General features: G+C 62.9%; 24 protein-coding genes. 6 read left to right on the forward strand and 18 right to left on the reverse strand.

Features of this window, described 5'->3' with window-relative positions:
• Both AC5DC2_RS06205 and AC5DC2_RS06210 read right to left on the reverse strand, forming a co-directional pair.
• Window positions 1-360 (reverse strand): zinc-ribbon domain-containing protein (locus AC5DC2_RS06205; RefSeq protein ID WP_491697879.1); only part of this gene is annotated, 360 nt, incomplete at its 3' end.
• A gap of 74 nt (window positions 361-434) precedes the next feature.
• Window positions 435-1,022, reverse strand: a complete 588-nt coding sequence (locus tag AC5DC2_RS06210; RefSeq protein WP_024707280.1) for a YqgE/AlgH family protein — start codon at window positions 1,020-1,022, stop codon at window positions 435-437.
• A gap of 168 nt (window positions 1,023-1,190) precedes the next feature.
• Here AC5DC2_RS06210 and AC5DC2_RS06215 point away from each other — a divergent pair, with 168 nt between their 5' ends.
• The 3 genes from AC5DC2_RS06215 (at window position 1,191) to AC5DC2_RS06225 (ending at window position 3,827) form a co-directional block, all read left to right on the forward strand.
• Window positions 1,191-2,024, forward strand: a complete 834-nt coding sequence (locus tag AC5DC2_RS06215) for a protein-disulfide reductase DsbD domain-containing protein (protein ID WP_491697880.1) — start codon at window positions 1,191-1,193, stop codon at window positions 2,022-2,024.
• Between the two features lie 44 nt (window positions 2,025-2,068).
• The gene (locus tag AC5DC2_RS06220; RefSeq protein WP_491697881.1) at window positions 2,069-2,554 is read left to right on the forward strand and encodes a peroxiredoxin; all 486 of its coding nucleotides are present in this window, start codon (window positions 2,069-2,071) and stop codon (window positions 2,552-2,554) included.
• A gap of 172 nt (window positions 2,555-2,726) precedes the next feature.
• On the forward strand, window positions 2,727-3,827 hold the full coding sequence (locus AC5DC2_RS06225) for a hypothetical protein (RefSeq protein WP_491697882.1): 1,101 nt from the start codon (window positions 2,727-2,729) through the stop codon (window positions 3,825-3,827).
• Between the two features lie 6 nt (window positions 3,828-3,833).
• On the opposite strand, the gene AC5DC2_RS06230 is transcribed toward AC5DC2_RS06225, so the two are convergent.
• The 14 genes from AC5DC2_RS06230 to coxB all read right to left on the reverse strand — a co-directional run bounded on the left by AC5DC2_RS06230 (window position 3,834) and on the right by coxB (window position 14,030).
• A complete protein-coding gene (locus tag AC5DC2_RS06230) occupies window positions 3,834-4,142 on the reverse strand; it encodes a Dabb family protein (RefSeq protein ID WP_024709235.1) in 309 nt (102 codons plus the stop codon).
• A 35-nt stretch (window positions 4,143-4,177) separates the two neighbouring features.
• On the reverse strand, window positions 4,178-4,621 hold the full coding sequence (gene rnhA, locus AC5DC2_RS06235; protein ID WP_491697883.1) for a ribonuclease HI: 444 nt from the start codon (window positions 4,619-4,621) through the stop codon (window positions 4,178-4,180).
• 2 nt (window positions 4,622-4,623) lie between these two features.
• The gene (locus tag AC5DC2_RS06240; protein WP_491697884.1) at window positions 4,624-5,586 is read right to left on the reverse strand and encodes a homoserine kinase; all 963 of its coding nucleotides are present in this window, start codon (window positions 5,584-5,586) and stop codon (window positions 4,624-4,626) included.
• Between the two features lie 91 nt (window positions 5,587-5,677).
• Window positions 5,678-6,673 carry a 4-hydroxy-3-methylbut-2-enyl diphosphate reductase gene (gene ispH / locus AC5DC2_RS06245; RefSeq protein WP_491697893.1) on the reverse strand — a complete coding sequence of 332 codons (996 nt, stop codon included), beginning with the start codon at window positions 6,671-6,673 and terminating at the stop codon, window positions 5,678-5,680.
• Between the two features lie 20 nt (window positions 6,674-6,693).
• Complete coding sequence (locus tag AC5DC2_RS06250) at window positions 6,694-7,221, reverse strand: mismatch-specific DNA-glycosylase (RefSeq protein WP_491697885.1); 528 nt, start codon at window positions 7,219-7,221, stop codon at window positions 6,694-6,696.
• Window positions 7,214-7,951 (reverse strand): SURF1 family protein, encoded by a 738-nt coding sequence (locus AC5DC2_RS06255; protein ID WP_491697894.1) that lies wholly within the window; start codon window positions 7,949-7,951, stop codon window positions 7,214-7,216. Before AC5DC2_RS06255 ends, AC5DC2_RS06250 begins: the two co-directional genes overlap by 8 nt.
• On the reverse strand, window positions 7,944-8,336 hold the full coding sequence (locus AC5DC2_RS06260; RefSeq protein WP_024709229.1) for a DUF983 domain-containing protein: 393 nt from the start codon (window positions 8,334-8,336) through the stop codon (window positions 7,944-7,946). The genes AC5DC2_RS06255 and AC5DC2_RS06260 overlap by 8 nt, the downstream gene beginning before the upstream one ends.
• A 39-nt stretch (window positions 8,337-8,375) precedes the next feature.
• The gene (locus AC5DC2_RS06265; protein WP_491697895.1) at window positions 8,376-8,654 is read right to left on the reverse strand and encodes a GNAT family N-acetyltransferase; all 279 of its coding nucleotides are present in this window, start codon (window positions 8,652-8,654) and stop codon (window positions 8,376-8,378) included.
• A gap of 62 nt (window positions 8,655-8,716) precedes the next feature.
• Window positions 8,717-9,601: a cytochrome c oxidase subunit 3 gene (locus tag AC5DC2_RS06270; protein ID WP_024709227.1), complete on the reverse strand. Its 885-nt coding sequence runs from the start codon at window positions 9,599-9,601 to the stop codon at window positions 8,717-8,719.
• A 96-nt stretch (window positions 9,602-9,697) separates the two neighbouring features.
• The gene (locus AC5DC2_RS06275; RefSeq protein ID WP_491697886.1) at window positions 9,698-10,297 is read right to left on the reverse strand and encodes a cytochrome c oxidase assembly protein; all 600 of its coding nucleotides are present in this window, start codon (window positions 10,295-10,297) and stop codon (window positions 9,698-9,700) included.
• Window positions 10,298-10,310: 13 nt separating this feature from the next.
• Window positions 10,311-10,442, reverse strand: coding sequence for a cytochrome c oxidase system small membrane protein (locus tag AC5DC2_RS06280; protein ID WP_024709225.1), 132 nt, complete (start codon window positions 10,440-10,442; stop codon window positions 10,311-10,313).
• Window positions 10,443-10,452: 10 nt separating this feature from the next.
• A complete protein-coding gene (locus tag AC5DC2_RS06285; RefSeq protein ID WP_491697887.1) occupies window positions 10,453-11,388 on the reverse strand; it encodes a heme o synthase in 936 nt (311 codons plus the stop codon).
• A gap of 81 nt (window positions 11,389-11,469) precedes the next feature.
• Window positions 11,470-13,125: a cytochrome c oxidase subunit I gene (gene ctaD / locus AC5DC2_RS06290; RefSeq protein WP_061449639.1), complete on the reverse strand. Its 1,656-nt coding sequence runs from the start codon at window positions 13,123-13,125 to the stop codon at window positions 11,470-11,472.
• 17 nt (window positions 13,126-13,142) lie between these two features.
• Window positions 13,143-14,030 (reverse strand): cytochrome c oxidase subunit II, encoded by an 888-nt coding sequence (coxB, locus tag AC5DC2_RS06295; RefSeq protein WP_491697888.1) that lies wholly within the window; start codon window positions 14,028-14,030, stop codon window positions 13,143-13,145.
• Between the two features lie 363 nt (window positions 14,031-14,393).
• Between coxB and AC5DC2_RS06300 the strand changes: the two genes are divergently transcribed.
• Genes AC5DC2_RS06300 through AC5DC2_RS06310 form a run of 3 tightly spaced genes read left to right on the forward strand, consistent with a single transcriptional unit; the run spans window position 14,394 to window position 17,036 of the window.
• Window positions 14,394-14,996, forward strand: a complete 603-nt coding sequence (locus AC5DC2_RS06300) for an invasion associated locus B family protein (RefSeq protein WP_024709238.1) — start codon at window positions 14,394-14,396, stop codon at window positions 14,994-14,996.
• Between the two features lie 57 nt (window positions 14,997-15,053).
• Window positions 15,054-16,472, forward strand: a complete 1,419-nt coding sequence (tldD, locus tag AC5DC2_RS06305) for a metalloprotease TldD (RefSeq protein WP_491697889.1) — start codon at window positions 15,054-15,056, stop codon at window positions 16,470-16,472.
• Window positions 16,473-16,508: 36 nt separating this feature from the next.
• Window positions 16,509-17,036, forward strand: a complete 528-nt coding sequence (locus AC5DC2_RS06310; RefSeq protein WP_491697890.1) for a GNAT family N-acetyltransferase — start codon at window positions 16,509-16,511, stop codon at window positions 17,034-17,036.
• A gap of 7 nt (window positions 17,037-17,043) precedes the next feature.
• Here the strand turns inward: AC5DC2_RS06310 and AC5DC2_RS06315 are convergent, their stop codons facing one another.
• Both AC5DC2_RS06315 and AC5DC2_RS06320 read right to left on the reverse strand, forming a co-directional pair.
• Window positions 17,044-17,514: a heme-degrading domain-containing protein gene (locus AC5DC2_RS06315; RefSeq protein WP_491697891.1), complete on the reverse strand. Its 471-nt coding sequence runs from the start codon at window positions 17,512-17,514 to the stop codon at window positions 17,044-17,046.
• Between the two features lie 32 nt (window positions 17,515-17,546).
• Window positions 17,547-17,856, reverse strand: a 310-nt coding sequence (locus AC5DC2_RS06320; RefSeq protein WP_491697892.1) for a pyridoxal 5'-phosphate synthase, incomplete at its 5' end; no start/stop codon positions are given.

Genomic DNA, 17,856 nt, shown 5'->3' on the forward strand with positions numbered 1-17,856 from the left:
GTTCCAGCGCAAGAGCGAATAGAAAAGATGGCGCTCGGCCGCCACGATCCTGCCGAACCGCGCAAGACCGGTGTCCGTGCCGGTGTCCGGGACCAGGTTGTTGTGCCGGCAGGACGGACAGAACGGCTCGTCGCTGCCTTCGGGCAGAAGCCAGTTGCAGACATTGAACCCGGCGTTCTGACAAAAGCGGAACTGGCGCCGCGTCTCGTCGGCCTTGTGCCAGTTGACGGAATCGACCGGCTTGAGAGCATACATGGCAACGCTCTGCGGGTCGAAGCCCAGCCGGTGGCCGCAGGCGACGCAAACCTCGTTGTCGAAATAGACGGTCTGACCGCAATGGTCGCATTCGAAAATCTTCATCATGGCCTCGCAATTGCGGCCGCCACGATCGACGGCCGTCAGCGTCCTGTAAACGGAAATGCCGTCATTTTGTTTCAGGCATGCCCGATCGTGGAAGAGAGCGAGGATGGGCGAACCCCCATCGAAAAGAGCGCGCGCTCATATTTACCATCCAGATCGCGATCGAACAGCAATTCCTCGATTGCGGGACAGGTCAGCCAGTCATTATTGGCAATCTCGCTCTCAAGCTGGCCAGGCGCCCAGCCGGCATAGCCGAGAACCAGAACCGCCCTTTCCGGCCCCTTTCCCGCGGCAACCGAGCGCAGGACGTCGAGCGTGCCGGTCATGAACAGCTCATCGGTGATGGGAATGCTGCCGTCGCCGGCGTAGTCGTCGGAATGCAGGACGAAGCCGCGGCCGGGCTCCACCGGTCCGCCGCAGAGCACGGGAAAATCGCCGATGCCGGGGGCGGAGACATCCGGGGCATTCTCATCCATCAGCTTGAGCTGTTCCAGCACTTCGGGAAAGGTGACGGACTGGGCGCGATTGATGACGAACCCCATCGCGCCATCCTCGGAATGGGCGCAGATATAGATCACGCTGCGTTCGAAATCGCTTTCCGCAAGCTGCGGCATGGCGATCAGGAACTGGCCGTCGAATGGGCCGCGTTCACGCTCCGTCATCAGGTTGTCAAACACATCGGCCTCCAGCAAAGTGTCCGCGCCGCTTTCGAAATTCATCCTAGGCATAGGTTCAACATGGGGCAAGGTCACGCGATGTTCAAATCAAATTGTCCGAAAAGGCGATGAGAAGCGTGGCGGGAGGCCCGCGCCTGCGCTAAGTGTCTCGCCATGAGACCTTTGACCCGCCACTTCGTCGTTGCCGCCATCGCGGCGTTTGCTCTTGCCGGCACGGCGCAGATGTCTTTCGCTGCCGCAACGCCCTGGGCTGAGGATACCGGCGGACGCATGCGCGTCATCCTCACGCCGCCAACGGATGACGGCACGATCGAGGCCGCGCTGCAGGTCGAGCCGGATCCCGGCTTCATCACCTATTGGCGTGAACCGGGCGAGAGCGGCATCCCGCCGCAGATCACCGTGACCGGTACGGGGCCCGCGCGGCTCGAGGCGATCGAATACCCCGTGCCCAAGCGCCTGAAGATCGCGGACGTGACCGATATGGGCTATGACGGCCCGGTGACCTTTCCGCTCACGCTGAAGGTCGCGCCCGGCCCGCTCCCGTCCCTCACCGTTACCGCCTTTGTGGGGCTCTGCAAGGATATCTGTATTCCCTTCCAGGCCAGTTTCGACATTCCGGCCCGGGCCGCGGCATTTGAGGAAACGCCGGTCGACAAGGCCATTCTGGCCGTTGCCCGTACGACGCTGCCCGAGAGGCCGTCGGCGGATTTCCGGGTCGACGAGGCCTCTCTCAGCGCTGACGGCCTCAGGCTTGCCCTCACGCTTCCCGACCCCGGCGCCGGTGACGAGATCACCCTTGCCAACAGTCTTGGCTATATAGTCGAGGCGCCTGCCGGGCGGATGGAAAACGGGCAATATCTCGTCGACATCCCCCTGTCCGCCCTGCCCGAGGATGCCGATCCGGAGAAGGGCGACTGGCTGCTTCTGGCGAAAACCGGCGACCGGGCCATGGAAACGCCGCTTGTCATCGCGCCCGCGCCACCCTAAGTCCTTATTGCGCTTTTTCAACACACGCAAAGAGGATTTCAAAAATGTCGATTGCCAAGGGAGACAGTCTGCCGTCAGCCACCTTCATGGAACTGACGGAGAACGGGCCGGAGAAGGTCGCAAGCGACGAATTCTTCAAATCGAAGCGGATCGTGCTGTTTGCCGTGCCGGGCGCCTTCACGCCCACCTGTTCCATCAACCACCTGCCGACCTATCTGGAGAACCGGGACGCGATCCTCTCGCGCGGCGTTGACGAGATCGCCGTCATTGCCGTCAACGATCCCTTCGTCATGGGCGGCTGGGCCAAGGCGACGGGCGGCGAAGACAAGATCCGCTATCTGGCCGACCCCGATGGCGCCTTTGCCAAGGCGCTCGGCATGGAGCTCGATCTTTCCGGAGCCGGACTCGGCACGCGCTCCAAGCGCTATTCCATGCTGGTGAAGGACGGCGTCGTCGAAGAACTCAATGTCGAGGACGACTCCGGCGAGGCCACGGTTTCCGCGGCGGCCACCATTCTGAGCCAGCTTTGAAGCTTGTCCGCCGGGCCGCTCGTTCGACGGCCCGGCCCTCATGGCCTTAAACGCGCCACGCGCTCCGCTGAGCGCCCGACCGCTTGCTTTCCGCCGCACAAGGCTGCAATGATCGGGATGTCTCTCTTTGTAGGGGCGTCGGTCGGAAATGCGACAGCCGGATCCGAGTGTGATGAAGCGTGAAGTCCTGAAACCCCTCCGCTCGATCGGCACGATCCTCATTGCTGCCGCCCTTGTGGCCGCGACACCCTTCGTCGTTCCGAACGGCATGGACGCCGTGCGGCTGCTTGCGGCGCATGACGATCCGGTTGCGATCACCGATTACCGTCTGGACCGGCTTGCCCCCTCGGAATACGAGGTGGCGATCCTCGAAGCGCTTGCGGATGACGACCCGGACCTTGCGGGAAGCGTGCTGGCGCTCGCCGACAGCCGCGGCATTCCGATCGACGGCGCATTGCGCGATCGCACCGAGGTCGCCGTCTTCAACGAAAACAGCCTCGGCAACCGGCTCTCGGATATGTTCGAGGGGGCGCTGACCGGCCGCCCCGACAGCGCGGCGGGCCTGATCGGCGCGGTCGCAACCGATCTCACAACGGTCGGCGACGTTCGCGACATCATCATAGAAGGCGGCGCCTACCTCTCCGGCGAGGACTACGATCCCTTCATTCTCGGCATTTCCGTCGCGGGCATCGCGATCACCGGCGCTGTGATCCTCTCGGCGGGTTCGGCGACCACGGCGAAGGTCGGCACAAGCGCCTTGAAGGCCGCCGGCAAGGCCGGGGCGCTGACGGCGCCGCTGCGCCGTTCCTTCACCAGCCTCTCGCGCCAGGCCGTGAACGCGCCCGCCTTGCGCACGGCCGTTCCCCTGCTCAAGCGCGGCAATGTGCCGGCGGCAAGCCGGGCGCTTTCCGCCTCGCTCAACGCCAAGCCGCTGCTGCGCATGCAGGATGCCGCCGCCAATGTCGGCACGGTGATGACCAAGCAGGGGTTGCGGGCGGGAACCGACATGCTCAAGGTCGCGGACACGCCGGCCGACCTCACCAAGTTCGGCAAGCTTTCGGCGCGTGTTGGCAAGCGTTTCCGCGCCGTCGTGTTTCTGCTGGGCTCCGGCGCTGTCACCCTCTCCGGGCTTCTGCTGACCGCGGCAGGCTGGACCACGTCCTTTGCCGTCTGGCTGGCGGGGGCGGCCTATTTCGGCTTTCGCCTGTTCAGGCTTTCATGGCGCATCGCGCTCTTGCCCTTCGGCCGTCTGCTTGTCCGCCTGATGGCCTGAGCTCGTTCAGATCTTCATGTCGAAGACGAGAATGCCCGACTGGCCGCCGGCGGCGGCGGCGAGGATCTTTTCGCCCACCGCCCTGTGGTCGGGATGGTCGAGATAGGCGTCGCGCGCGGAGGCGTCCTCAAAGGTGACGGCGAAACCGTCGGCATAGCCGCTGTCGAGGCCTTCGGGCGAAACGTTCGGCCCGCCCTTCACATCGACGATCCCACCTATGACGTCCTTCAGCGCGGCGATGCCGGCATAGATGGCTTCCTTTTCGGAAGCCGTGACCTCCTGCCGAAATCGAATGAATACGCAATGCAAGATCATGAATTTCCTCCAGAATGGCGGCCTGGCCTACGCCTTCACCGACCCATTTTATATGGTTCCATCCCCAGGCGCGCCAGTTCATCGGCGCGCTCGTTTTCCGCGTGGCCGGCATGGCCCTTCACCCAGAAGAGGGTCACGTCATGGCGGTTGCGCTGCTCTTCCAGCGCCTGCCAGAGTTCGACATTCTTCACCGGCTTTTTCGCCGCCGTCTTCCAGCCGTTCTTCTTCCAGCCGTGAATCCATTTGCCGATGCCGTCCTTCAGATAGACGCTATCGGTATAAAGCGACACCGCGCAAGGCTCCTTCAGCGCTTTCAGCGCCTCGATCGCCGCCATCAGCTCCATGCGGTTGTTGGTCGTGAGCCGCTCTCCGCCCGAAAGCTCGCGTTCCTTCTCGCCGTAACGCAGCACCGCGCCCCAGCCGCCCGGTCCGGGATTGCCCGAACAGGCCCCGTCGGTGAAGATCTCGATCGTTTTCATGTTCACGACAGCCCGTATTCGCGTGCGCTCCTGACCGAGCGGTGGAAGCGCAGATAGCGCAGATATTCCAGCGGATCCTTCTTGACCACCAGCGCGCCCTCCGGCGTCGTAAGCCAGTCATAGAGCCGGGTCAGGAAGAAGCGCAGCGCCGAGCCGCGCGCCAGCAGCGGCAAGGCCTCGATCTCGGCGGCACTCAGCGGCCGCACGCTCTGATAGCCCTCGATCAGCGCCCGCGCCTTGGTGACATTGAAGGCGCCGTCCTTTTCGAAACACCAGGCATTGAGGCAGATCGCCAGGTCATAGGCAAGGAAATCATTGCAGGCGAAATAGAAGTCGATCAGGCCCGAGAGCGTATCGCCGATGAAGAACACATTGTCGGGAAAAAGATCGGCATGAATGACGCCGTCGGGCAGGTCCACCGGCCAGCGATCCTCGAGCAGCGCCAGTTCGTCGGTGATTTCGCTTTCAAGCCCCCGCTGGACCTCGTCGGCGCGGACGGCGGACTTGTCCCACAGATCGACCCAGCCTTTCAGCGACAGCGCGTTCTCGCGGCGGATCGCAAAATCCTGCCCGGCGATGTGCATGCGGGCAAGCGCCGCGCCCAGCTCGCGGCAGTGGCGCGCCTCGGATTTCCTGAGCCACATGCCCTCCAGGAACGAGATCAGCGCCGCCGGCCGGCCGCAGAGCCGCCCATAAAGCGCGCCGTCCGAGCGTTCAAGCGGCAACGGGCAGGACAGGCCCCGCTCGGCCAGATGCTGCATCAGCCCGAGATAGAACGGCAGGTCGTTTTCATCGACCCGTTTTTCGTAAAGCGTCAGGATCAGCGAAAACCGGTCCGTGTGCAGCAGGAAGTTCGAGTTCTCGACGCCCTCGGCAATGCCCTTGAAGGACAGGAGCGTGCCGCAGTCGTAGGCCTGAAGGAAATCCTTCAGCTCGACCTCGTTGATGTCGGTGTAGACGGCCAATGCAAATCCCCGATGGAAAACCTGCTGCTGGTTTTCACGATGGCCGCGTCGCTGTCAAGCAAACACGATAAGAACTGCGAGGCCGATCCGCCTACCGCCCGTTGACGAAGGCCATATCCTCGACCGTCAGCTCGACATCGCGCAGTTCCCGGTTCACCAGAAAATGCTCGTTCTCGATCGCCGTTTCGGCAAGCTCGACCGTCGCGTCGAAACGGTCGCGGAAGGCTTCGATGATCTCGTTGACGATCACTTCCGGCGCCGAAGCGCCGGCCGAGATGCCGAGCGTTCCGATCTCGCCGATCGCATCGAAATCGAGTTCCGAGGCGCGCTGCACCAGCATGGCGCGTTTCGCGCCGGCGCGGCTTGCGACCTCGACAAGGCGCTTGGAATTCGACGAATTTGGCGCGCCGACGATGATGAAGAGGTCGCAGCCCGGAGCGGCTGCGGAGACGGCCTCTTGCCGGTTGGTCGTCGCATAGCAGATCGAATCGGCCGATGGCGCGGTGAGGTTCGGGAAGCGCTCCCGCAATTTGGCGATGACCTCCGCCGTGTCCTGAACCGACAGCGTCGTCTGGGTGACATAGCCGAGATTGTCCGGGTCGGCGGGTTCGTATTTTTCCGCGTCCGCCACCGTCTCGACGAGCGACACGGCGCCTTGCGGCAATTGCCCCATCGTGCCGATGACCTCCGGGTGCCCGGCATGGCCGATCAGCACCACATGGCGGCCGAGCCGTTCATGGCGCATGGCCTGCTTGTGCACCTTGGAAACCAGGGGGCAGGTGGCGTCGAGATAGAAGAGATTGCGGCTTTCGGCGTCGGCCGGCACGGATTTCGGCACGCCATGGGCGGAAAACACCACGGGCTGTTTTCGGTGTTCGGCCGGGATTTCGTCAAGTTCCTCGACAAAAATCGCGCCCATGGCCTCCAGCCCCTCGACCACGTAACGATTGTGGACGATCTCGTGGCGGACATAGACCGGCGCGCCATAGCGTTTCAGCGCCAGAACCACGATCTGTATCGCGCGGTCGACGCCCGCGCAGAAGCCGCGCGGACCGCACAGACGGATGGTGAGTGGGCTCCTGGTCATGTCGGGCTCTTTCGTATCTGTCATTCCGTCGCCTTCTGCTCTTCGCCCCAAGATGGGTTTTCGGCGCGGCAAATCAACGTCTGCACCTGATACCAATGATGACGGTCCCTTGTCCAATGCGCGTTGGCGCCGGACGTGGACGGCAGCGCGACAACGGGGATATCGCCGATGCCGGTTTCCAGCGGACCGCAGCCGATCGTCCTGTCCGCAAAGAAGATCCGCGCTGCCGTCAGGCTGGTGAAGGCCACGAGTTTCGGCCGGCAGCGCAGCATCTTTTCGCGAAAGCCCTGAAGGTCGAAATGCTTCGCAGACAACCCCCGATCCATGCCGCTCTCGACCTGGTTGAGGTCCGTCAGCCCGATGCCGTAGTCGAGCAGCCGGCGAAAGTCCGCCGGATCGATCCGCTCGGGCGTCAGGCCCGTCTCGTGCAGGGTGCGATAGAAGCGGTTTGACGGGTTGGCGTAAAAAGAACCGGTGCGGGCCGAGATCGTGCCCTTGGCGGTTCCGCAGAACACGATCCTGAGACCAGGCGCCAGGAGGTCAATCACGGCGGCGGCGCCTCCTGACAACCAGTATGCCGACGCCGACGGCAAGCACCGCCGCCAGACCATACCAGGTGACGGCGTATTGCAGGTGGTTGTTGGGAAAGGAAATGCGGGTGACGCCGCCGACCGGCAGACCTCCGGGATTTCCCGCATCACCGGCGTCGATGAAGAAGGGCAACACCGTTTCTCCGTCAAGCCCGGCGGAAGCCGCCATGGCATCAAGGTCCTTCCAGTAGAAGATGTTTTTCGACAGATCGTTCTCGGGAACAAGAAAGGACGGCTTTCCCGAAAGGCGCTCGCGCGCAAGGCCGGTTATGGTGACGGGGCCCTCCACCTGGCCTTCGGCCCGCGTAGCAGCCTCCTTCCGGTCGAAAGGCACAAAGCCCCGGTTGACGAAGACCATGCGCCCGTCCTCGAGCCTGAGCGGCGTGTAGACGTAATAGCCGGACAGCCCCTCGAAGGTCGCAAAATAATGCCGCTCGCGGTCATGCTCGAATGCGCCGCGCACGGTAACGGGGCGGTAGCGGATATCCGCGCCCTCCGCCGCCATCGTCTCGATCTCGGCAAGCGGAACCGGAGACGCCGCAAGACGCGCCTCGACGGTCGCCAGAAGCGCCTCCTTCCAGTGGAGCCGGCGGACCTGCCAGTTGCCAAGCAGGATCAGCGCAGTGAAGGCAAAAAGCGCCAGCGCTAGCCCGAAAATGCCGAAGGGCGAAAGACGACGCTCAGGCATCATCGGTACGATCGATCACGCCTTCCGCGGCGCTGTGACGGTATTGCAGGCCGATCAGCACGCCCTTGAAGGCTCTGAGCGCGCCGAGCGACAGCGCGATCGTCACCGGCACCCAGATGACGGCATGCACCCAGAGCGGCGGCGAATAGGTGATCTCCGTCCAGAGCACCAGCGCGATCACCAGAAAGCCGACGGCGAACATCACGAAGACGGCCGGCCCGTCGCCGGAATCGGCAAAGTCATAGTCGAGCCCGCAGTTCTCGCATTCCGGCTTCAGCGTCAGGAAACCGTCGAACAGCTTTCCCTTGCCGCAGCGCGGGCAACGGCCGGCAAGGCCCGGCAGGATCATGCCTGCGGGTTTCCGAGTGTGGTCGTGATTTGACATGGAACGGTTCGCCCCGCAACGAGACCGGCGCGGCGCCTCTTACTGAATGACATCCCGCCACTCTCCATGGCGGATACTGAGCGCCTTGAAGAAGGGGCAGAGGGGTACAATTTTCCAGCCGCCCTGGCGCGCCGCATTGACGGCATGTTCGGCGAGTGCCTGACCGACGCCCTTGCCGCGCAGCGCATCGGGCACGCCGGTGTGGTCGATGATAACAAGATTCGCGGACGCGCGCGAATAGGTCATCTCGGCTTCGTGGCCGTCGACATTGGCGAAATAGCGTCCGCCCGAAGCGGTCTTTTCCTCATGGATATCGATGACGGTGCCTCACAAAAAAACCGGCCGCCGCATCAGGAGAGGCGGCGGCCGCAAATCTAGGCTCAATGCCCGGTTTCGGCAAGGGGGGCGCCCCAGCCGCCCCAGATATAGATCGTGAAGAACAGGAACAGCCAGACGACGTCGACGAAGTGCCAGTACCAGGCCGCCGCTTCGAGCCCGAAATGCCGCTCCGGCGTGAAGGCGCCGCGCGCGGCGCGCACCAGACAGACGATCAGGAAGATCGTGCCGACGATGACGTGAAAGCCGTGAAACCCGGTCGCCATGAAAAAAGTCGCGCCATAGATCGAATTCTTGAAGGCGAACGGCGCCTCGTAATATTCGTAGGCCTGAACGCCGGTGAACAGCAGGCCGAGCACCACCGTCAGCGTCAGCCCCTGAATCAGCCCCTTGCGGTCACCATGCAACAGCGCGTGATGCGCCCAGGTCAGCGTCGTGCCGGACAGGAGCAGGATGACCGTGTTGTAGAGCGGGAAGTGCCAGGGATCGACAACGGCTATGCCTTCAGGCGGCCACGTACCCCCTGTTGCCTCGACGCGGGAGGCCTGGATCGCCTCTCCGGTAAACAGGCTCGCATCGAAGAACGCCCAGAACCACGCCACGAAGAACATCACCTCGGACGCGATGAACATGATCATGCCGTAACGCAGATGCAGCGAGACGACCGGCGTATGATGCCCCTCCTGCCCCTCCTTGATCGTATCCGACCACCAGCCGTGCAGAACGTAGAGAACGACGACCAGACCGATCAGGAACAGCCATGGCTGCGCCAGATTGAGCCCGAACATGGTGAACGACCCGCCGCTCAGATAGCGCATGTAGCCGACGCCGCCGAAGGCCATCAGGAAAACGCCGATCGAGGCGACCAGCGGCCAGGGGCTCGGGTCGATGATGTGGTAGTCGTGGTTTTTGTGTTGCGTTTCCGCCATTGATGGTCCCCGTTTCCTCTCCCACGCAGCATAAGGGCCGAATTCGCTGCGTTAATCAATCCCCGCAGATGACAATCCGCAATTCACGCCGGCCGGTCAACTCTTTGAACCGGCAGCCTTTACCCCCAGTGCCGCAGCCTCGGAAGCGGCAGGCAGATCATGCTCGAAAAATGTATAGGACAGGGTCAGCACCTTGATGTCCTTGGTCTCCTCGGCCTCCGTGATCGCCGGATCGACGAAGAACACCACCGGCATTTCCAGCGTCTCTCCGGGCGGCAGCGTCGTATCGGTAAAACAGAAGCACTCGACCTTGTTGAAATAGGCCCCGGCCTGCAGCGGCGTCACGTTGAAGATCGCCTGACCGTTGATCGGTTCGCTCGACTTGTTGCGCGCCGTAAACATGACTTGCACCGTCTCGCCGATCTTCGGCGACACGGAGGACTGCATCGGCTTGAACTCCCAGTCGAGGCCCGGCGCGACATTGGCGTCGAAGGTGACCTTGATGGTCTTGTCGAGAATGGTGTTCGAATATTGCTCGACGCGCTGGGCCGTGCCGTTATAGCCGGTCACCTGGCAGAAAATCCGGTAGAGCGGCACGGCGGCAAAGCTCATGCCTGTCATGCCGACGACGAAGACGAGGCACATCGCGACGATGGCGCCGTTGTTGCGCGGTTTCTGTCTTGTCTCCTCCGTCATGCCTTCCCTCTCCTCAGGCCGAACCGAACTTGACCATGGTGATGACGTAGAACAGCACCACCAGGCCGAACAGAAGCAGGCCGAGCGCGATGTTGCGCCCCCGCCGGGCCTTCTTCTGCTTCTCTGTAAGCTTGACTGTCTCGATCATGGCGCCCTCAGCCGACAAGCATGAAGACGGCGCGATCGACAATCAGCGCGGCGAAGATCGAAAACAGGTAGACGATCGAGAAGCCGAACATTTTCCTGGCCGGCAGCATGCGCTGGTCACCCTCGGGCATCGCCCGGACTTTCAGCGCGGCATAGATGAAATAGGCGCCCATCGCTCCGGCAAAAACCGCATAGGCCGGGCTTGCAAGCCCGGTGAGCGCGGGCGCGACGCCGGCGACCGCCGTCAGCACGGCGTAGACGACCATCTGGTTCTTGGTCGACTTTTCGCCCGCGACATTCGGCATCATCGGAATGCCGACATCGTCATAATCGCGCATCTTGAACAGCGCCAGCGCCCAAAAATGCGGCGGCGTCCACAGGAAGGTGATGGAAAACAGGATGATGCTGTCGAGCGAGATGCCGCCCGTGACAGCCGCCCAGCCAACCATGGGCGGGAAAGCGCCCGCTGCCCCGCCGATGACGATGTTCTGCGGCGTCGAACGCTTCAGCCACATCGTGTAGAAGACGGCGTAGTACAGAATCGTGAACGCCAGCAGTCCGGCGGCAAACCAGTTGACCGCAAGGCCGAGCGTGGCGACGGAAAAGCACGACAGCGCGATGCCGAAGGCAAGCGCCTCCTGACGGGCCACGCGGCCGGCAGGGATGGGACGCCTGGCCGTGCGCGACATGACGGCATCGATATCGGAATCATACCACATGTTGAGCGCGCCGGCGGCCCCTGCTCCGGTGGCGATGCAGAGGATCGCGATCGCGCCCATGACCGGGTTGATCGGGCCGGGCGCCAGGAACAGCCCGGCAAAGGCCGTAAACACCACCAGCGACATCACCCGCGGCTTCAAAAGCGCGAAGTAATCGCGCGCCGTCGCCTCCGATAGGCCGATATCGGCATGTCCCAGGCCGGTCTCGCTGTCCAGTACTGTCATTCTGTGCTCAGTCTCGTTGTTTGTGAAAGCCCGCGCGCCCCAGGTCGGCGCGCGGCCTTCAATGCGTTTCAGTGGCGCAACTCAGCGCACGCGCGGCAGTTCCGACCACTGGTGGTAGGGCGGCGGCGAGGAAAGCTGCCATTCGAGCGTGGTTGCGCCCGGACCCCAGGGATTGTCGCCAGCCACCCGCTTTTTCGCAAAGGCCTCATAGATGCCGTAGAGGAAAATGAGAACCCCGATGGCCGAGATATAGGAGCCGTAGGACGAAACCGCATTCCAGCCGGCAAAGGCGTCCGGATAGTCGATATAGCGGCGCGGCATGCCCGAAAGACCGAGGAAGTGCTGCGGGAAGAACACGAGGTTCACACCGACAAACATGACCCAGAAATGGATATGTGCGACGCGCTCATTATACATGTAGCCGGTAATCTTCGGGAACCAGTAGTACCAGCCGGCGAAGATCGCGAACACCGCGCCGAGCGACAGCACGTAATGGAAATGCGCGACCACGTAATAGGTGTCGTGCAGCGAGCGGTCGAGCCCGGCATTGGCGAGTTGCACCCCGGTCACGCCGCCGACGGTGAACAGGAAGATGAAGCCGATCGCCCAGACCATCGGCGGCCTGAAGCTGATCGACCCACCCCACATGGTGGCGATCCACGAGAAGATCTTCACGCCCGTCGGCACCGCGATCACCATGGTGGCGAAGACGAAGTAGCGCTGCGTGTCGAGCGACAGGCCCACCGTGTACATGTGGTGCGCCCAGACGATGAAGCCGACGGCGCCAATCGCAACCATGGCATAGGCCATGCCGAGATAGCCGAAGACCGGCTTCTTCGAGAAGGTCGAGATGATGTGGCTGATGATGCCGAAGCCCGGCAGGATCAGGATGTAGACTTCCGGATGACCGAAGAACCAGAACAGATGCTGGTAGAGGATTGGGTCGCCGCCGCCGTCGGGCGAGAAGAACGTCGTGCCGAAGTTCCGGTCCGTCAGCAGCATGGTGATGCCGCCCGCCAGAACCGGCAGCGACAGAAGCAGCAGGAAGGCGGTAACCAGAACCGACCAGGCGAAAAGCGGCATCTTGTGCAGCGTCATGCCCGGCGCGCGCATGTTAAGGATCGTGGTGATGAAGTTGATCGCGCCGAGGATGGAGGAAATGCCCGCCACGTGCAGCGCGAAGATCGCCAGATCCACTGCCGGCCCCGGCATGCCCGTGGTCGAGAAGGGCGGGTAGAGCGTCCAGCCGCCGCCGACGCCGTTGGAGCCCGCCGGCCCTTCCACGAACATGGACAGCAGCAGCAGCAGGAAGGCCGGAACAAGCAACCAGAACGAAATATTGTTGAGGCGGGGAAACGCCATATCCGGCGCGCCGATCATGATCGGGATCATCCAGTTGGCGAAACCGCCGATCATCGCCGGCATCACCATGAAGAAGATCATGATCAGGCCGTGCGCCGTGGTGAAGACGTTGTAGAGGTGCTTGCCCTGATCGACGGCCGCAGCGCCTGCGTCTCCGTAGACCATGGAGGCCAGGCCGTTGAAGATCTGGATGCCGGGCTCCTGCAGCTCCATGCGCATGGCGATAGAGAGCGCGCCCCCGATGATGCCCGCGCAGATGGCGAAGATCAGGTAGAGCGTGCCGATATCCTTGTGATTGGTCGACAGGAACCAGCGGGCGAAAAAGCCGGGCTTATGGTCGTCGTCGTGAGCGGTGTGCGTGCCTGCTTCGGCCATGTTCGTCTCCCTCCCCCTCAGTCTTTGTCCGCAAGCAGAACGGCGTCCTGCTGCGCATTGTCGATACTGGCCATCAGCGCCCTGTTGGCGGCTTCCACATCCGTTGCGGCGGAAGCCTGCCAGGTCTCGAACTGCTCGGCCGAGACCGCGCGGATCGCGATCGGCATGAAGGCGTGGTCCTTGCCGCAGAGCTCGGAACACTGGCCATAATAGATGCCCTCCTCATCGGCCTTGAACCAGGTCTCGTTGAGGCGACCGGGCACGGCGTCGATCTTGATGCCGAAGGCCGGCATGGCGAAGGAATGGATGACATCCGTGGGCGCGGCCGTCACCAGGAGGCGCACCGTCTCGCCCACCGGCACCACCATTTCGTTGTCGACGGCAAGAAGCCGCGGATAGACGGCCTTGTCTTCCTTGCCGTATTCGGCACGCTGGTCTTCCGTCAGCATGTAGGAGGAATAGGAAATCTCGCCGTCCTCGATTTCCGGATAGTCATAGCTCCACAGCCACTGGGTCGCCGTCGCCTTGACCGTCAGCTTGGGATCTTCCGGCATGGTCAGTTGCGCCGTCAGCAGGTTGAAGGACGGCACGGCGAGGAACAGGAGGATGAGAACGGGCGCGACCGTCCAGACCACCTCGATCATGGTGTTGTGGCTGGTGCGCGATGCTTCCGGGTTCCTCGACGCCCTGAAGCGTACCATCACGGTGATCAGCAATGCCAGAACGAAGAGCACGATCGGCACGATAAACCAGAGCGTATACTGCTCGAACCAGCGAATTTGATGCATGATCGGCGAAGCCGCAGGCTGCATGCCCATTTCCCACGGCTTGGGCTGCGCCGCATAGGCGCTGCCCGTGCCCGCAAGACAGAGAAGAGCTGCCACGCATGCTCTGGTCTTGTTCATCACGTTGAATTCTCCCTCCATCGTTTGACCGTGGTCAAACCGGACCCTTTCCAAGGACGCTATATGGCACAAAAGGCCTGAATCGCGTTTAAGGCCATGATAACATCTATTTACGCTCGCGCACGCCCTTGCCGCGCGCAGCGGCGCAGAAGGTGTACCCGTTTTTCTCCCTCAGTCACAATTATGCCATAGCATTTGCCGATTTGAAGCGTCAAATTGTCTCACGCGGAGGGAACAAGAATCAGAAATTTCGTTTCGGCTTTGCTCTCCTCCGTCGCGCGGCGCCGTTGAAAATTTCCTCTGAAACCTGCAAAACCCTTTCAGACGAAAACGCCTTATCCATTTGATGCAGGACACCGCGCCATGCCCACATTTCCAGCAAACCGTCTGTCGCGCGCAATGAGCGCCATAACCACGCTCGCGAGCGTGCTGTTTGCGCTCTCAGCCATGCCGGTGAGCGCCCAGGAGAATGCCGCGCCGGAAAATGCCGCGCCGACGACCGGCCGGAGCATTGATCTCGGCGGCGAGCAGGATCCGACCATGGTGCGCGCGAATCACGGCGCATGGTCCATGATCTGCGACCAGCCGCCCGGCTCCACGCTCGAACAATGCGCGCTGATGCAGAACGTGATCGCCGACGATCGTCCCGAAATCGGCCTTTCCATCGCGGTGCTGAAGACGGCCGACCGGCAGGCGACCCTGCTCAGGGTGCTCTCCCCCCTCGGCGTGTTCCTGCCAGAAGGTATGGGGCTTTTCGTCGACGGCGTGAACATCGGCAAGGCCGCTTTCTCGCGCTGCTATCTCGACGGTTGCTATGTGGAGGTGGATATCGACGAGGACCTGATGAAGATCCTGCGCGCCGGCACCGAGGCCGTATTTACCCTGAACTTCTCCATCGACCAGGACACGATCGGCATTCCGGTGGACCTTTCCGGCTTCGGCGAAGGCTTCGACGCCCTGCCCTGATATTGCGCCCGCCACATCCTATATGGAGGCGTGACACGGAAAAAGGACGAAAGCCACATGACGGACCGCGACCTGATCAGCCATTTCGACGCCGACGAAACCACGATCCGCGACATCGTTTCGGATACGCTGCATGGCGCCGATGATGGCGAACTCTATGTGGAATACAGCCAGAACGAATCGCTGACCTTCGATGACGGCCGGCTGAAGAGCGGCTCCTTCAACACCGGCCACGGCTTCGGCCTGCGCGCGGTTGCCGGCGAGGCGAGCGGCTTTGCCCATGCCGGAGAACTCTCGCTCGGGGCTTTGAAGCGCGCCGCCTCGACGGCCAAGGCGGTTACGGCCGGCTACAAAGGCGCCTATGCGGAGCCGCCGCGCGGCACCAATACCAGGCTTTATTCTGACGAAAACCCGATCGGCGCGCCGAGCTTCGAGGAGAAGGTCAGGCTTCTCGGCGAAATCGATGCCTATCTTCGCGAACGCGACCCGCGCGTGCGCCAGGTCTCCGCCTCGCTCGCCGCAAGCCACCAGGTTGTCGATATCCTCAGGGCCGACGGCTACCGCGTCGGTGATGTCCGGCCAATGACGCGGCTCAATATTTCCGTCGTCGTCGGCGAAGGCGACCGGCAGGAGACCGGCTCCTTCGGCATCGGCGGACGGGAAGGCTTCGCCGATCTCTTCGCCCGCCAGGACTGGCAGTCGGGCGCGGAAGAGGCACTGCGCAAGGCCTTCGTCAATCTCGAGGCGATCGAGGCGCCGGCCGGCACCATGGATGTCGTGCTCGGCAATGGCTGGCCGGGCGTGATGATCCACGAGGCCGTCGGCCACGGACTGGAAGGCGATTTCAACCGCAAGGGCCTTTCCGCCTTTTCCGGCCTCGTCGGCGAGATGGTCGCGGCCCCCGGCGTCACCATTGTCGATGACGGCACGATCGCAAGCCGCCGCGGCTCGATCTCCATCGACGACGAAGGCACGCCGTCCGGCTACAATGTGCTGATCGAGAACGGGCGGCTGACGGGCTACATGCAGGACCGCATGAACGCGCGGCTGATGGGCGTCGCCCCCACCGGCAACGGCCGCCGCCAGTCCTATTCGGACCTGCCGATGCCGCGCATGACCAATACCTATATGCTCGCCGGCGACAAGACCAAGGACGAGATCATATCCTCTGTGAAGAAGGGCATCTATGCCGTCACCTTCGGCGGCGGGCAGGTGGACATCACCTCCGGCCAGTTCGTCTTCTCCTGCACCGAGGCCTATCTGATCGAAAACGGCGGGATCGGCGCGCCGATCAAGGGCGCGATGCTGATCGGCAACGGCCCCGACGCGATGAAGCGCGTTTCCATGGTCGGCAACGACCTTGCGCTCGACAACGGCATCGGCAATTGCGGCAAGGCCGGGCAATGGGTGCCGGTCGGGGTCGGCCAGCCGCATCTCAGGCTCGACCAGGTGACCGTCGGCGGCACGCAGGCTTAGCGTTTTTTTTACCGCTCATGATGTTTGATGGGCGCCATGTCTTGCGTACCCGAATCTTCAGGCATCGCCGCGGGCGAAACCGGACTTGTCATCCGTCCATTCACGGCGGATGACAATGCCCGGCTGACCGCAATCTGGTATGCCGCCTCGCGCCTCTCGCACCCCTTCCTGCCGGACGACCTCCTTTTGCGCCAGCGCCGCGAGATTTCCGAAAAATACCTGCCGGAGACGGAGACCTGGGTCGCGGTCAGGAACGGTGACCCGGTCGGCTTCATCGGTCTGATCGACCAGTTCATCGGAGGACTGTTCGTTTCGCCGGATGTCCAGAGCCTCGGCATCGGCGGACGGCTGCTCGACCATGCGTTTGCCCTCAAGAGCAAGCTGGCGCTTGAAGTCTATGCCGCCAACACGCGCGCGGTCGCCTTTTATCGCCGCCACGGCTTTTGCGGCGTGCGCCGCCGCGAAACCGACGACAACGGCCTGCCGCATCCTCTGATCCTGATGCAGAAACCCTGCCCGGCCGGCCAAAGACGCTTCGGCGAGCTGCAGAATCCGACGCGGTAGGAAGGTCTCACTGCGCGAGATAGGCCTCGAGCACCGCCACGATCAGCCCGTGGTCGTCGGCGCTGGCAAGGCCCGACACGGTGATGGCGGCGAAGACGCCGGCGCCCTTGATCCGCACCGGAAAACTGCCGCCGTGATCTGCATAATCCTTGAGATCGAGGCCGATTTCCGGGCCGATCGTGCGGCCCTTGCGCCTGTGCTCCAGTTCGATCGCATAGGACGAGCGGTGGAAATGAAAGACGACGTTGGACTTGCGTCGCGCCCACATGTCGTTGTCCGGCGCGGAACCCGGCAGGGCGGCATGAAACAGGGTGCGGTTCGGCGTGCGGATATTGATCACCACCTTCGCCTCGTGCGCCAGCGCGCGGCCGACCAGCCGCTGGCCGAGATCCCAGGCGTCGTCCTCGCTGAAGGTGGTAAACACCAGCCGCTCTTCCTGAGCGGCGACGTCCTTTTCCATGTCTGCGATATCGTTCATTCTTTCCTCCCGTGCCGGAAATGCGACGTCTGTCAGGGATACATCCTGACCTTCTGCCAGCCGCCCTCGGGGCTTGCCCGGCGGAACTCGATCCGGTCGTGCAGGCGGAACTTGCCGTCGCGCCAGAATTCGATCGAGACCGGCTTCAGCCGGAACCCGGACCAGTAGGACGGGCGCGGCACCTCGCCGACGCCGTACTTGGCGGTATGCTGCGCCACGGCCTTTTCCAGCGCGAACCGGCTTTCCAGCGGCCGCGACTGCTTAGAGGCCCAGGCGCCGATGCGGCTGGCGCGCGGGCGGGACTGGAAATAGGCATCCGCCTCCTCTTCCGACACCACCTCG

It is taken from the genome of Martelella sp., assembly GCF_984369615.1.